General features: G+C 65.7%; 13 protein-coding genes and 4 pseudogenes. 8 read left to right on the top strand and 9 right to left on the bottom strand.

Annotated features, from left to right (window positions below):
• Positions 1-208: 208 nt before the first annotated feature.
• Positions 209-1354, bottom strand: a complete 1146-nt coding sequence (locus ACZ4VK_RS29900; protein WP_468358727.1) for an SMI1/KNR4 family protein — start codon at positions 1352-1354, stop codon at positions 209-211.
• 210 nt (positions 1355-1564) lie between these two features.
• Here ACZ4VK_RS29900 and ACZ4VK_RS29895 point away from each other — a divergent pair.
• A pseudogene (locus tag ACZ4VK_RS29895) lies at positions 1565-1846 on the top strand (IS5/IS1182 family transposase); the annotation flags it as partial.
• Positions 1847-1863: 17 nt separating this feature from the next.
• Here ACZ4VK_RS29895 and ACZ4VK_RS29890 read toward each other — a convergent pair.
• Positions 1864-2211 carry a hypothetical protein gene (locus tag ACZ4VK_RS29890; RefSeq protein WP_468358724.1) on the bottom strand — a complete coding sequence of 116 codons (348 nt, stop codon included), beginning with the start codon at positions 2209-2211 and terminating at the stop codon, positions 1864-1866.
• Between the two features lies 1 nt (position 2212).
• On the opposite strand from ACZ4VK_RS29890, the pseudogene ACZ4VK_RS29885 reads away from it, so the two are divergent.
• Positions 2213-2484: pseudogene (locus ACZ4VK_RS29885) on the top strand (transposase); the annotation flags it as partial.
• A 107-nt stretch (positions 2485-2591) separates the two neighbouring features.
• Here the strand turns inward: ACZ4VK_RS29885 and ACZ4VK_RS29880 are convergent.
• From ACZ4VK_RS29880 to ACZ4VK_RS29870, 3 genes and pseudogenes are all read right to left on the bottom strand, one after another.
• Positions 2592-3101: pseudogene (locus tag ACZ4VK_RS29880) on the bottom strand (transposase family protein); the annotation flags it as partial.
• A 38-nt stretch (positions 3102-3139) separates the two neighbouring features.
• Positions 3140-3736, bottom strand: coding sequence for a hypothetical protein (locus tag ACZ4VK_RS29875; RefSeq protein ID WP_468358722.1), 597 nt, complete (start codon positions 3734-3736; stop codon positions 3140-3142).
• 94 nt (positions 3737-3830) lie between these two features.
• The gene (locus ACZ4VK_RS29870) at positions 3831-4280 is read right to left on the bottom strand and encodes a hypothetical protein (protein ID WP_468358719.1); all 450 of its coding nucleotides are present in this window, start codon (positions 4278-4280) and stop codon (positions 3831-3833) included.
• Positions 4281-4839: 559 nt separating this feature from the next.
• Here ACZ4VK_RS29870 and ACZ4VK_RS29865 point away from each other — a divergent pair.
• A pseudogene (locus ACZ4VK_RS29865) lies at positions 4840-5327 on the top strand (GNAT family N-acetyltransferase).
• 188 nt (positions 5328-5515) lie between these two features.
• Here ACZ4VK_RS29865 and ACZ4VK_RS29860 read toward each other — a convergent pair.
• Positions 5516-5980, bottom strand: a complete 465-nt coding sequence (locus tag ACZ4VK_RS29860) for a MarR family transcriptional regulator (protein ID WP_468358716.1) — start codon at positions 5978-5980, stop codon at positions 5516-5518.
• Between the two features lie 173 nt (positions 5981-6153).
• On the opposite strand from ACZ4VK_RS29860, the gene ACZ4VK_RS29855 reads away from it, so the two are divergent.
• Entirely contained in the window at positions 6154-6537 is a 384-nt protein-coding gene (locus ACZ4VK_RS29855) for a VOC family protein (RefSeq protein WP_468358842.1), read from the top strand.
• Between the two features lie 506 nt (positions 6538-7043).
• On the top strand, positions 7044-7754 hold the full coding sequence (locus ACZ4VK_RS29850; RefSeq protein WP_468358713.1) for a hypothetical protein: 711 nt from the start codon (positions 7044-7046) through the stop codon (positions 7752-7754).
• Between the two features lie 292 nt (positions 7755-8046).
• On the opposite strand, the gene ACZ4VK_RS29845 is transcribed toward ACZ4VK_RS29850, so the two are convergent.
• The 3 genes from ACZ4VK_RS29845 to ACZ4VK_RS29835 all read right to left on the bottom strand — a co-directional run bounded on the left by ACZ4VK_RS29845 (position 8047) and on the right by ACZ4VK_RS29835 (position 10167).
• Positions 8047-8676, bottom strand: a complete 630-nt coding sequence (locus ACZ4VK_RS29845; RefSeq protein ID WP_468358710.1) for a DUF4291 domain-containing protein — start codon at positions 8674-8676, stop codon at positions 8047-8049.
• 4 nt (positions 8677-8680) lie between these two features.
• Positions 8681-9439, bottom strand: a complete 759-nt coding sequence (locus ACZ4VK_RS29840; RefSeq protein WP_468358707.1) for an IS5 family transposase — start codon at positions 9437-9439, stop codon at positions 8681-8683.
• Positions 9440-9555: 116 nt separating this feature from the next.
• Positions 9556-10167 (bottom strand): SMI1/KNR4 family protein, encoded by a 612-nt coding sequence (locus ACZ4VK_RS29835; RefSeq protein ID WP_468358704.1) that lies wholly within the window; start codon positions 10165-10167, stop codon positions 9556-9558.
• Positions 10168-10263: 96 nt separating this feature from the next.
• Here ACZ4VK_RS29835 and ACZ4VK_RS29830 point away from each other — a divergent pair.
• From ACZ4VK_RS29830 to ACZ4VK_RS29820, 3 genes are all read left to right on the top strand, one after another.
• A protein-coding gene (locus ACZ4VK_RS29830) for an IS5 family transposase (RefSeq protein ID WP_468358839.1) occupies positions 10264-11059 on the top strand; the annotation gives its coding sequence in 2 pieces (ribosomal slippage) (positions 10264-10601 and positions 10600-11059; 798 coding nt in all).
• A gap of 234 nt (positions 11060-11293) precedes the next feature.
• Complete coding sequence (locus tag ACZ4VK_RS29825) at positions 11294-12802, top strand: DUF4246 domain-containing protein (protein WP_468358701.1); 1509 nt, start codon at positions 11294-11296, stop codon at positions 12800-12802.
• 442 nt (positions 12803-13244) lie between these two features.
• Positions 13245-13619, top strand: a complete 375-nt coding sequence (locus tag ACZ4VK_RS29820; protein ID WP_468358698.1) for a VOC family protein — start codon at positions 13245-13247, stop codon at positions 13617-13619.
• Positions 13620-13768 lie beyond the last annotated feature (149 nt).

Below are 13768 nucleotides of genomic sequence, written 5' to 3'. Positions count from 1 at the left end.
GCCCCCCGCGGGCGACTCCTTGATCCACGTAAGCGCCGCCGGTTCGACTTCGCCGACGTCACGCAGGACCGCAGCACCTACGAAGGCGGCCCGCAGGCGCCCTAGGCGGCGGGCTTCGAAGCCGCTGGCGAGATCGTGGGCATCGGCGGCGCTTCGTCTGGCGATGACCGCCGCATGAAGCGCTCACGCGGAACCGAAATCCCTGGGGTCAGTCCTGATCTGCGGTGTACTGAGCCGCGTACCAACTGGAGTCGATGGCGGGGTTGCGCAGCGCCCCCCAAAATCGGTCGTCAGGTATCGGTGGCAGTGGCGGATTGCCCAAGTCCGCATGCAGATCCGCACGCCAGTCGAGAGTGAAGTGGCTCCGGGTCTCCGCGCTCTCGCACACGGATCTGTAGGGGGATCCCCAGAGCCCGAGGGCTATCTTCTCCGCGGCCCACCTGCGAGTGACGTCTCGGCCTGTGTCGGCCTGTGCGAGCACCGCGCGGAGTCGCAAGGCGAGCGGGTCGGTTTGGTCCGGCCGCGGTAGGGCCACACCACGCTCCCACGCGTCCAGAGCTGCCTTTACCTCCGGGTAGTTGTTCAGCCCCGTTTCGACCGCCAGTCTGCGCAGCTGCTTCCGCGCGGCCTCAACCACCTGCTCATACGGCAGGACTGCGATCAGTGCACCGAGCTCCTCATGCCCGTCCAGGTGGCTCACGTGGAGGAGTTCGGTGGGACTGTAGGACAGATCCAGCTCTGGCAGCTGCTCATCCCTTCCGGGAAGGGGCTCGTCGGCACTGCACTCCGGCCTGGCAGGCAGAGGTGCCTCCCAGAACAGTCGGCCGTTGAAGGTGACGGCACCAGCCTCCTGGCCGCGCTCAAGCGTGTCGGCCAGTTCGGCCAGATACCCACCCAGCGAGTCGGCCTGCCCAAATCTGGTGCCGGTCTCGTCGAAGAACCGTCCGATCGCACCGAAGGAGTCCCGCTCAGTACGGCAATCCATCAGAAGACCGTCCGACGTCACGTCGTAGGAACCGAACTTCACGTAGTCGTGAAGCCAGTAGCCCTCGGTCTCCCCGTCGAGGCCCTGGTCGATGCCGCGCATGAACCCGGTGTCCCCGATGATTCCGCTTACTCCGAGCAGCCGGTCGCCCGTACTGAACCGGAAAGCCTCAGGTCCCTCCAGCGCCCCGTTGTGCCGTTGGAGGGAAGCGACCAGGTCCGGAGGAAAGGTGACCCCCAGTTCCTGTTGCGCTGCTGCGATCTCCTCGTCTCCTGCGGGCGGCCGAAGCATGGCAAAGGTGCGGGGCGCGTGCTCGAGCAGCCACGCGTCGATGCGAGTCCATGAGTCCTGGACCAGGTCTGATGTCATAAGGCCGACCTTAGAGCCGGCGGCTGACAACAGCTTGATCGTCGCTCACCGGCCTTGCCGCCGGGTTGGCGTTCAGGCCGGCAAGCTCGAGTGGACCCTTGTTCCGGCTCGGCAAGCTGCTGGCACGGGACGCTGCAGCTGCCCACGCGACGCTGAAGCGACGCTCAGTCGCATTCACCCGATCGGTGGCCAACTCGAAGAAGCTCGCTGAGCGCCGATAAGGCCTACAGATGCCGCCGGATACGCATTTACCTGCGCAGACGCCAAATCTCCCACACCATCCCGGAGAAGAAGGACCAGGTGGAATACCGGCTGGCCCGAGGCTCTGTAGGCGGCCGTCCACCCGCCTTTGATCGTGACGCATACAAGCGCCGCAATGAGGTCGAGAGCCTGATCAACAGGTTGAAGTGATTCCGCGCCGCAGCGACGCGCTATGACAAGCGGGCCTATGTATTCCACGGCACCGTGACCGTCGCCCCGATCCGTCTCTGACTCCGCGACTGATGACGTCATAGCCGTCCGAGCTGCGGCAGTCGGTCTGCAGCTGTGGGAGAGCGTCGCTCCTCAAGCCAGAAGAGATAGACACGGAGGTGTGATGCCAGCTCGCCGTTGAGGTAGGCGGCGTACGCCAGGGCAGCTGCGGCCAAACCCTGCCCCGCCTTCGCGTCGTCGGCCTCCCCATCGGCTCGCCGATTCACCAGGTACTCCCTGATCCGCCCTCGGTCGCGCCACCATTCCCGGACCGCTTCCGGCGTCCAGTGGGTGTCGCCATCACAGCCGTAGCCTGAGAAGACCTCGGCTTCTGCTGCGTCGACCAACTGCTGAAGCTCCTCCGGCGTCCGGGGCTGCCGGTACACGTACGCCTCCCGCAAGAACCGCGCTTACCTGCGTCGCCGAGGGATCCGCTGCACCATCCCGGACAAGGTCGACCAGGCGCGTCACCGCAAACAGCGCGGCTCTCGTGGTGGCCGGCCGCCGAAGTTCGACCCAGTCGACTACCGTGAGCGCCACGCGGTCGAGTGTGGGATCACCGCCTCAAGAGGTACCGCGCCGTCGCCACGCGATACGGCAGGCTAGCGGTCCGCTACGAGGCGAGCGTCCTCATAGCGGCCATCGGCGAATGGCTGTGACCAGCGCACATCAAGCGCGTCCAAAGCAAGCCCGCAGGCATGGATGTCCTCTCACTCCACGGCAGCACTGAGGAGTATCCGTTCCCTCATCGGCGATTACTGTGGTGCCCGACGGCCTCCTTGGCACCGGACAGCTCCCATGCCTTGCAGTCGTTGCGGTCGCCGGGCAGAGGTTGGTCGACCACGACGACGAGCCGGGTGTCGGCGTCGATGACGACCTGGTGATTCGTCGAGTACCGGCAATTCTTCGACTGCTCGGCCACCGTGTGGTCGCGGGTGGGGACCAGGGTGCCGTCCACGATGAGCACGGCGTCCTTGTGAAACCGCTTACAGGGCCGGGGCGCGAGAAGAGGCCCGAGGCGGTTGACGATGCGGTTGGCTGCGGACTTCGAGACGCCGAAGAGCGGGGCGAGTTGGCGCAGTGTCAGGTCGGTACGCCAGTAGGTGGCCACCAGGAGCAACCGGTCTTCCAGCGGAATTCCCCACGGCCGGCCTCGCCGAGCGGTGTCGGCGCCTTCGCGCCGCAGTGCACGTACCACCCGGGTGAACTGGCGCGGGGCCACTCCGGTGAACGGGGCTATCCAGGACGGCTCTGAGGCCGTGATCACACCAGGCACAGCAGAGGTCATTTACGACCGGCACCAGCTGGGGCATCTCAGCCGAGGAAGTCCTTCCAGAACGGCACGGACGCCTGCGGAGCCCAGGGCGCGTCCTCGTCGACCTCGCCGAACTCGCGGTCGATGTAGTCGGCCAGGTCGTGGCCGTAGTAGATGATGTCGGTTCCCCACACCGACAAGACCGGATGTCCCGGAGTGTCGTGACCTGCGGGTATGAAGCGGTGCGCGTAGAGGGGGACGAGTCGCGGCGCTCGTGCAAGTACCGCTCGGGCCAACTCCACGGCCTCTTCATCGGAGGTGGGACGTGCCCCCAGGGCCGGATGCCAGCTGCCATGAGCGACGTCGCCCAACACTTCCTGTACCGGCCACTCCAGCCGATAGCGCAGGTCGTCTTCCTCAGCGTGACGCCAGTCGGGCCAGGGCTGCTGCCACGTCGCACCTTCCTCGGGAGGCGAGGCGACCGGCAGCCCGGCCGCCAGGAAAGCACGATGCTCCAGGGAGAATTCAAACCCGTAGGTCGCCTCGATCCGGTGGAACTCTTCCTCTGTGAGCCCTGGAGCTATCTCGCAGCAGTCCGCCTCCGCCAACCGCCGCGCGGCCTCCGTACCCAACCAAGCACCATCAGTGTCGATCACTCCGGCACCGTACACACACTGCTCGCACGGCATCTCATCTTTTCGAGCCCTGGCGCGGGCCTCCGGGCCATTGCGGGACAGCCCTTAGTGCGGGTCAGCGGGAGCTGTGCGCTGCCTGGAGGGCCGCCCACTCCAGGGCGGGGAAGTCGTAGCCCCAGCGTCTCTGGTACCCATCTGTCCCGTGCTCGGAGAGAAGCTCCTCAATCATGGCCATGAAAGCCCCGACAAACGCCTCTGTTGGTAGCCGACCTGCCCAGACCAGCGTCGCGTCCGACCACCAGGACGACGGCTCGTTCAATGCCGCGAACTTCACGATCTGAACGAAGACCTTCGTTTCTGCTTGGTTGAAGAAGACTCTCGTCCCGCCCGGCTCGTCGAAGAACGTCACGAAGGTCGCACCGCACTCGAGCAGCAGATCCCGGACAGCGGTCATGAATCCGGCCAGGACCTCGGGTCCTACATAGGAGGCGTGCACCTTCTGTTCCGCAGCGTTCACCGACCACGACCAGGTGGCCCACCCAGACCCACCGAGCTTCCAGTGCATGCTCTGGCCCTGGGCCAAGGAAACGTCAAATGGGCTGTGAACCATGCCTTCCCCCTGCGCCAGGCAGTGCCGGCCCTAGAAATCGCCGAGTCGACCAGGACTCGCTCAGGAGCACGACGATGCCACAGACGGATCTGAGAGACAGGCTCCAGGGGGCGTCTCCATGGCCTTGCTGCGGGTGACTGATGAGCTTCAGGGGCCTTCCGTCGATCACTGCCCAAGAGCAGCAGCCGGTGCGGCCGGTGGTGGGATCACCACCGCCCCCTGCTGAGCATGACTAAAGCAACGAGCTTCCCGGTCGAAGAGATGCCTTCCAGTGAGCGAAAGTCCCCAGTCAGCGGCCCGGAAATCAGTCGCCCGCGCTGAGGAGCCGTTGCTAGCGTCACGCTGGCGCGACAGACGCGTGATCAATGGGACAGGGAGGTTGATGAATATGGCTGCCGTCGGCCGTCTTCAGCATGCCCTCGTCCGGCCCGCGCGATAGCAGAGTGCGGCCCGGGTCGTTCCAACGATCAGGAGAACACGTGTCTTCGTTTCTTCACCCGCCCACACCGACGTGATGACCAGGCGCCTGATCCTGCGGTCCTGGACCACGAGCGAAGCCACCGCGGTCCTCGAGGACACCAGGTGCACGCACTGGGCGGGCGACTTTACCGCCGAAGGCGACCGCGTGGTCTCGGACCTCTTCGACCAGCATCCCGCCTGGCTCGACCCATACGGCCACCGCTTGATCATCGAGCGCGAGAGCGGCTTGGTGTGGGCTCGATCGGCCTGTTCTGGCCGCCCAGCGAGGGCGTCCTCGACATCGGATACGGCATCGTGGCCTCCCGGCGCGGCCGGGGCTACGCCCCTGAGGTGACCCGGGCCCTGGCAGAGTTCGCGCTCACTGCAGGGGAGGTCCACACGGTGTCCGCCGATGTGGAACTGTCCAACTCGTCCTCGGTCCGCGTGCTGGAGAAGGCCGGTTTCCACCGGTGGGCCAGCGAAGAGAACGGGGAGAACATGGCCCGGTTCAGGATCACTCGTCCGGACCGCTCCCGACGATGATCCCCGGGGCCCTGGAGGTGTTTCCTCCAGGGCCCATCGTGGCGGCGGAGTCACGAGACAAACGGCGTCATCGGAGAGGCAGAAACTCAGCGGAAGTCAACGAGGCTCGTGCCGCTTGTGCCCGTCACTGTGTCGGAGCACCACAGGGCGATTCTGGTCGGCCTGCAGCGGATCTCTTGCGGCACCCGTCACACGGGCAGGTCGCCGTCGCCGCCCAGATTGGCGACCATGCGACGCAGAACGTTGATCGTGGTCACGAAGTCGGCTGTGTCAATGCCGTCATGCACCTGCCGATGCACGCGCACGTTGCGCTCCCGGGCCCGAAGGCGCCCGTCCTCTCCCGCTTCGGTCAACGTCATACGCCCTGCGTCCTCGGTCAGCCAGCCACGGTCGACAAGGTCGTCGAAGACACCGTTGAAGTCGATCCCGAGGTCGTCCCACTTCGCCAGTCGCTCGATCAACGCGGCTCGCGTCCACTTGTCCGGCTCCCCGGCAACGTGGTTGAGTGTCCACCAATGCGGCTGTGTGAGGTCCTCCACGGCCAACTGCTCACGGATGGCTCCGACGACGAGCCGGCGCGCCATACCTGTCCACGCGCCGATGGGCTGAGCTGCCAACTCCTCCTGCGAGTACTCCCTGAGCGTCACGCTCACGTGCCCCTCCTCCTTGTGTTCAACGGAACGTGAGGACCGTAGAACCTGAACTTCAGTTGAGGTCAAGGCGGTTCCCTTGGATGGCTTCAGCGTCACGCGGCAGGCTGAGCACCGAGGCGAGCCATGACGCAGCTCAGTGGCGTCCGGAGCGGAAGTCAGGAAAGCTGGTGCGCATGGTTTCGGTATTGCAGAACGTGGCGATTGACTGTGCGGATGCCTACGAGCTGGCCCGGTTCTGGAGCGCTGTGACGGGCCGTCCGATGGATCCGGATGTCAGACCGGGTGACCGGGAGACTCAGGTGCTCCTTGCGGAGGGCCCCGTGCTGTACTTCAACCAGGTGCCGGAGGCGAAGACGGTCAAGAATCGGATCCACCTGTGCTTGCGTCCCGAGACCTCGCGCGATCAGGAGGTGGACCGGCTGCTGGGCCTCGGTGCGACCTTTGTCGCTGATCACCGGAATCCTGATGGTTCAGGCTGGGCGGTTCTCGCTGATCCCGAAGGCAACGAATTCTGCGTTCTGCGCAGTGAGTCCGACCGAGCCGCTAAGGACGCCTGACGCTGATGGGCCACCCGTTACGACAAGCTCGCCGCCCACCACGAGGCGACGGTTCTCGTCGCGGGCGTCAAGGGTGGCTGTGACCAGCTGCGGTTCGCAACGGGCCAGGACTGCACGGTGGTTGGTTGAGTCTCGTGAGTTGTTCGCCCCCTTGATGGCTGCAGCCGTACACGACCCGGATCCCAGCTTCTGCCGCTGGTTCGTCGAGCCGGCGGTCTACGCATTCGGACGCCGCCGTGTGATGGCGGCATGGGTCGACCATCTACGGATCGGCACGGATGCTGAGCGAGCCGGCGCCGTGCGGGCCTGGTACTGCGCCCATGTGCCCTTGCGTGCGCATCGGTCCCCAGCGTACGGACCAGGCGGAGCACGCGATCCCGCTCCGGACGATTCACAGGACATCGAGGACGCGCGGCTCGTTGTGAGTAAGAACCGGGGGTCAGGTCCGTTCATCGCGGCCTGTCCTCGCCTTCTGCTCGTCAACAGCCAGCTTTAGGCTGGATGGTATGACTCCCGGTGAGCTGATGCGGCCTGGACCTGACGGTGACACAACCGACCTCGTATTCCGGGAGACCGGCGGTTCGCGCGGCCACGCGGTGCTGATCGCGCTCGCATCTCTGGTGCGGATGCTGATCCTGTTCGGCTGCTTGGGAGTCCTGATCATGATTTTCGTGGTCCTCTTCGGCGTCGACTTCCCCAAGGCGCTGATCGCGCCTGGCTTGGTGGCGGCGGCCGGCTCTCTGATCGCCGCCCCGTTCGTCGTGGCTGGTGCACTGCGCCGTGTCCGTCGCGTTCGGTTCGCCCTGGCTCAGGACCTGCCCCGGTTTCGTTTGATCCGGGCGGGTCGGCCGGATCCCTGGATGCCGATCACCGACCTGGTGCACATAGATCTGGTCGAGAGCATCACCGAGCCGTACGAGGGCGACCCTCTGCCGGCCACCCGAACCCTGAAGGTCGTATTGGTCGGGGGAGATGACTCGGCCGAGCTGGCTTGTGGCCATCCGAGGCATACGGACGGGCGGCAGCTGAAGGAGGCCCTGGATAGGCTCCTGTCCGAGGTCGGGGTCCCTGTTCATCTGCAGACACGGCGTACCCGGCGACCCGAACCTCCGCCGAAACCTCGTCGGTCAGGTTCGGCTCATGCCGGCGTGATCGCCAACACCGGAACGTCGGACGGTCCGGGATCCGGCAGCGTCACCGGCTCCGGCGGCTTCTGAGGACTGTCCCTGAACCGGCCTTGGCTACCGACGGTTCCGGCGTGAGGCCCGAGGTCGGCCAGCGCGGTACCACGTCCGGCGACCGCGTCGATCGGGAGATCTGCGGCATTCTCCAACGGCTGCCGGAACGGCACACTGACATCCGCCCGGGCCCATCCCGCCCCGCACATCCGTCGCTGCGCCGCCGCGGCAGACCACGACGCAGTCTGAGACCTACTTTCAGCCGCTCCTGACAGTTACGGGACTGCCCTTAGAAGTCGTCTTAGACATCATCTCATTTGGTGGTTTGTAGCTACCGGTACAGGTGAGCCAGAACCTCATCACTCACGGGGTAGGGACGTTCATGCGGTAGGAGTTGCTGGGCAGCGTCCAGCTCTCCGCCCTGCACATGGGCATGCACCAGGCGGGCCAGCGCTGTGACATCGGTGATGGAGACGATCCACTCGTCGGCGTAAAGGTGGGCGGCTTCATCAGCCAGGCCGAGCTGGAGCGTTCGGTGGGGAAGCGGCTGAAGGTGCAGGTCGCGTTCCGGGTCCCATTGCACGCGGGCAGGGGCCCGCTTCAGCTGGCGTCTCCACGTGTTGCGGTCGGTGTGGAGTCCGCGCTCATAGTGCGACAGGCAGGCGTGCCGCAGCGCCCACTCGAAGCCTTCGCGGGTGATCTCAAGGGCGAGGACGTGTTCCTGACCTTCCTTGGTGGCCCAACCGCAGCGGTACATCATCCACAGGAATGACGGCTTGATCCACGTCATCCGGTCCCGCCGCCACACTGCTGGGAAGCGGCCGTCCCAGGCCGCCGCCAGACCGATCTCCGGCGAGTACGCCTGGTAGACGGTGACCGTGGCGTCCGTGTGAAGGGCTCGGATCTGATGCTTGGGTTCTGTCACTGGATCAGGGTGATCACACCACTTCACGGGCGCCATCGAATTACCGAGGCGGGAGGCCGCCGAGTCTGCGGTAGCAGATGAGGGTGCAGGCGATGGCGGCGAAGGCGAGGAAGTGGTCGGCCTTGCGTTCGTAGCGTCGGTGGAGGCGGCGGCAGCCGGCGAGCCAGGCCATGGTGCGTTCGACGGTCCAGCGATGACGGCCCAGCCGCTGCGAGGACTCGACGCCCTTGCGGGCGATGCGGTGGGTAATGCCACGTTCACGCAGCCATCGCCGCAGATGGGAGTAGTCGTAGCCCTTGTCGCCGTGAAGCTTGCCCGGCTTGCGCCGCCGGGGCCCGCGGCGGGACCGGACCGGCGGTATGCCCTTCACCAGCGGAATCAGGGCCTGGCTGTCGTGCAGGTTCGCCGCCGAGATTCCGACAGAGACGGGCAGACCGGTCCGCTCGGTGATCAAGTGGATCTTCGAGCCGTACTTGCCCGGTCCATAGGATTCGGACCCGTCAGGTCCCCCTTTCATCGCCCGCATGTTCACCGAGTCGATCGCACAGCGGGACCAGTCCAACTCGCCCCGGGAGCCGAGCTCGTCGAGGACCAGGCGGTAGAGCCTGGCCCACACCCTGGCCTTCGTCCACTCCGAGAAACGCCGGTGGGCCGTCGCTCCCGATGGCCCGAACGACGCGGACGGCAACTGCTGCCACGTGCAGCCCGACGTGGCCACGAACACGATCGCGGCCAGCACCTCCCGGTCACCATGCCGCCGCCGACCACCACCCTGAGGTCGCGACGGCGCCTCCGGCACCACCCGCCTGGAACAACTCCCACAACTCGTCAGGCACCAGTCGCTCAACAATTCCCACCACGACCGACAGACTACCTACCCAACCAAATGAGATGACGTCTTACTAGGCGCGGACCTCACATGCCACGCTCTGGGCCGTATGCCTCGCGGGTCCGTTCCCCCGGTCCTGTAGGCAGGTACTCCAGCCGGACGGGTCCGGGGTAAAAGGTCGCGCTATCCCAGCCGGCCATCTCCTCGCCGATCAGATAGCGGTACAGCCACTCGGCGAAGGTCATGGGATGGCCGGCCCATTCCCCTTCTTCCCCCTGCACCACCACACCGTCGGGAAATCCGTGGACCTCTGGGGCAAGGAAGATGGCGGCTCCTTGGTCCGTGCCGGCGAGTGGGATGAGCCCGTCGGGGGTGCCGAAGGTGATCTGGGGGCGGTTGCAGATCATGCGGGGGTCCTCTTCGGGATCCAGGTCGTAGGACTCCCACAGGCTCTCCGCCCAGACCCTCGACGTCGACCGGATCTCCTCGCCCAGTTCCCGCCATGCACAAGCCGGATGAGATGAGAGGTAGAGGTGGCTGTTGAGTTGGACCGGTGCGTACGCGTCGATGATCGCCTTGTAGTCCGTAGGGAGCTCCCTGCCGAGTTCCTGCTCTAGGCGAAGCCACGCGGCGGGATCGGCATATCGGCTCTCCGCCGGACCGAGCATGTCGAAGACGGCCTGCAGGTAGTCGGTCATGGTTCCTCGAAGATGCTTGTCGGGCAACGTCTCCGACAGCATCGACCACATCCCATGGCCCCGGTCAGCCGGGGCCCTCGTCGTGATGGCATGGAGATGATGCAGCGGCTGGTACCGGACAAGCTGTGGGAACTCTTCCTGCGAGTGGCGCCTGAGGCGCCGGTCCGTCCTCAAGGGGGCGGACGTCGGAGAGCTGACGACCGCGGGGTTCTGGCCGCAATCCTGTTCGTCGCCACCTCCGGCTGCACGTGGCGGCAGCTTCCACCGGTCTTCGGGGCGTCTTGGCAGACCGTCCACCGGCGGTTTTCGCAGTGGACCAAAGCCCGTGTTTGGGCGAAGCTCCACCGCGTGGTTCTCGACGAGCTCGGTTCCGACGGCGTCCTCGACTGGTCCCGATGCGCCATCGACTCGGTCAGCCTCCGGGCTCTCAAAGGGGGGCTTGACGGGACCGAATCCGACCGATCGAGGCAAGATGGGATCCAAATTCCACCTCCTCACCGACCACAACGGACTGCCTCTCTCAGTCGGCATCTCCGGGGCGAACACCCATGACAGCCAAGGACTCGAGCCCCTCGTCCGGGGCATCCCACCGATTCGCTCGCGTCGTGGACCACGCCGACGCCGTCCTGCGAAGCTCCACGGAGACAAGGGCTACGACTACCCTCACCTGCGGCAATGGCTACGAGACCGGAACATCACTCCTCGTATCGCACGCAAAGGCATCGAGTCATCGGAGCGACTGGGCCGACACCGCTGGGTGGTCGAGCGGACCGTAGCCTGGATGAACGGATTCCGTCGCCTGCATCGCCGTTACGAACGTCTGGCAGATCACTTTCTTGGCTTCGTCGGCATCGCCGCAGCACTCATCTGCTACCGCCGAATCACCAACTAGGACGTCCTCTTAGGCAGGCGACGCGGTTCCCCCCGAGACAAGTGCGCCTTGCCGCACGTGCCTTGCGCGGCCGGATCCAAGGCCGGCACCCCCGGGCGAGGCGCGACCAGGACATCACGCGACCACCCCGGAGCCCCGGCTCCCTGACCCGCGCGGGCAGGGGGCGCGGCTGTGGTGTCAGTCTGCTCACGTATCCTTCCCGCCACCGCACACCGATCGGGAGGATCAAGAGAGTTGACTGGCCTGTCTGCTTTTCCGCTGCCGTTTCAGTCGTCCCGTTCCCTGTCGTTCGCCAAACCGCGAACGCTGAGGGAACTTGACATGATGCAGTGCAGCTCAGAGATTCGGGCGAAGCCCGGGTGGTTCGACAAGATGAACGATGACGACATCGTCGCCAGGTGGACGAAAGAAGCGGTCGCACAAGGGCTCACCGAAGCGCAGGTTCATTACGTGCTGGCCGAACTCCGGCATTACGCCGGACTACGGGACGGTCGAACCGGCGTCGAGGTGTCCGCCGTCGACGGAGTGTGGCAGTCGGACACACTGGTCGACGGAAAACTCAGCTCCCGGCTGCGCGAGGCGGTCCGGGTTCTGGAAGAGGTTCCCGAAGCGGAGAAGGACTGGCATCCCGGATCCGACGGCCAGGTATTGGATCTGGTGCACCCCTCACTTTTCTGCCTGGTGAGAGAGGTGAGCGGCGCGCCGGAGAAGGCTTGGGAGAACCCGACGAACCGCTATTCGAAGTACGAATTCTCGGAGAAGTTCCAGTGGCTGCCGACGGACGTCGACGTCGATGACGACGGGGACGTCGCCTTCCGGTCGTACGTCAACAACGTGCACCCCGAGAAGCACGAGGAAATCGCCTCCGTTCTGCCGGACTTGTTCGCGTGCATGCGCCCGCTCTTTGAGAACGTACTCACCGATCTGCGCCATCCCAGGCCCCTGCGGATCGACGCCGATCCTTATGGATGGTACGACTCGGAGCCGGAGCATCCGGACCGGTCCTCCTACAGTGATGACGGGGCCTACACGGAAGCTGTCCGTGCATATGAAGCGGCCCAGGACGACTGGTGGCAGAACCGCCGACCGGTGATTCCGGACGCTCCCGCCTTCACCCCGCCCGAGCTGCCCGACGCGTCGGACCGAGTCGACCTGCGCGGCCGCCGTCTCCAGGTCATCGTCAAGCTCGCCACCATTCAACTGACCCCGGACAAGCCCGAGTACTCGGGCGGTTCCTGGCATGTCGAGGGGATGCTGAACGAGCGAATCGTCTCGACCGGCATCTACTACTGGGACAGCGAGAACATCACGGAAAGCCGGCTGAGTTTCCGTACGGCACTCGACGACCCGTACTACGAGCAGAACGACGACAACGGCGTGCGTGACGTCTACGGCCTGGAGAACGAAGACGCGCTGAACCAGGTGCTGGGATCGGCGTCGACCCCGGCGGGCCGCTGCCTCGCGTTCCCTAACATCCTGCAACATCGCGTCAGTTCCTTCCGACTGATGGACCCCACGCGACCGGGACATCGCAAGATTCTCGCGTTCTTCCTGGTCGACCCGTCGGAACGGATCGTCTCGACGTCCGACGTGCCGCCGCAGCAACCGTGGTCGGACACCTCGACCATGACGCTTGATCAGGCCAAGGAATACCGCGAACAGCTCATGCGGGAACGCAAGTTCTTCGTCGACGAACACAACGAGCAGCTCTACGAGCGGGAATTCTCCCTCTGCGAGCACTGAACTCCACGGTTGAAACTTTGATCTCGCCCTGAGCTGGAACGACGACAGACCGACCGCCGCTTCGTACGAAGCGGCGGTCCTGTCGCACCCGATGGCGATGCCGCCGGACGTGCGGGCGACGATGCGACGGCCGGCAGCAGGCCGTGAACGAGAACCCGCCGCACAGGGACGGCCGCCGCGCGCACGTCACGACATCCGCGGTGTCGATCAGTTCCGGAGCCGACGCTGAACGCTCTTGTCACACCAGTCGTGATCACGTAGCGTCTTTCGACGTGAACACCGGACCGGCGACTCGACGCCATACACAGACGGGCCATCCGGTGGACGACTGATCGCTCGGTGGGTGCGTCGACAGCACCCCCTCGGTTCGGCACGCGGACCTCCCAGTGCGCAAGCACCGCGCATCCGTTTCCGTGTCGCATCACACAGCGAGGTCATCCACATGGCAGTCACGTTCAACCACACCATCATCGCCGCCAAGGACCGCCACGAATCGGCGAGGTTCTTCCGGGAGTTGCTCGAACTTCCCGAAGCGCCGTCCTGGGGCCCCTTCCTCAACGTCCAGTTGGCCGACGGCGTTCTCATCCAGTTCGCCGAGCCTCCGGTCGAGATCCAGATGCAGCACTACGCGTTCCTCGTCGACGACGAGCTCTTCGAGCGCGCGTACGGGCGACTCCGTGACCAGGGGATCGAGCACTGGGCCGATCCGCAGATGCAGCGCCCCGGCGAGACCAACACCGAGCACGGCGGCCGAGGGGTCTACTTCAAGGACCCCGCCGGGCACGCCTTCGAGCTGATCACCCGGCCCTACCTGTAGGCGCCGTCACCCGGCCCTACCTGTAGGCGCCGTCGGGGGGGGGGGGGCCCCCCCGGGGGGGGGGGCCGGCGCCCCGGGGGCGGGCCCGGAAAACCCCCCCCGGGGCCCCCCCGCAACCCCCGGGCCCCCCCAAGACCCGCGCGGCCGGG

Source organism: Streptomyces sp. NPDC028711 (genome assembly GCF_055565415.1).
The sequence above is the reverse complement of the archived record's forward strand: the minus strand, read 5'-3'. Positions and strand labels throughout refer to the sequence as shown.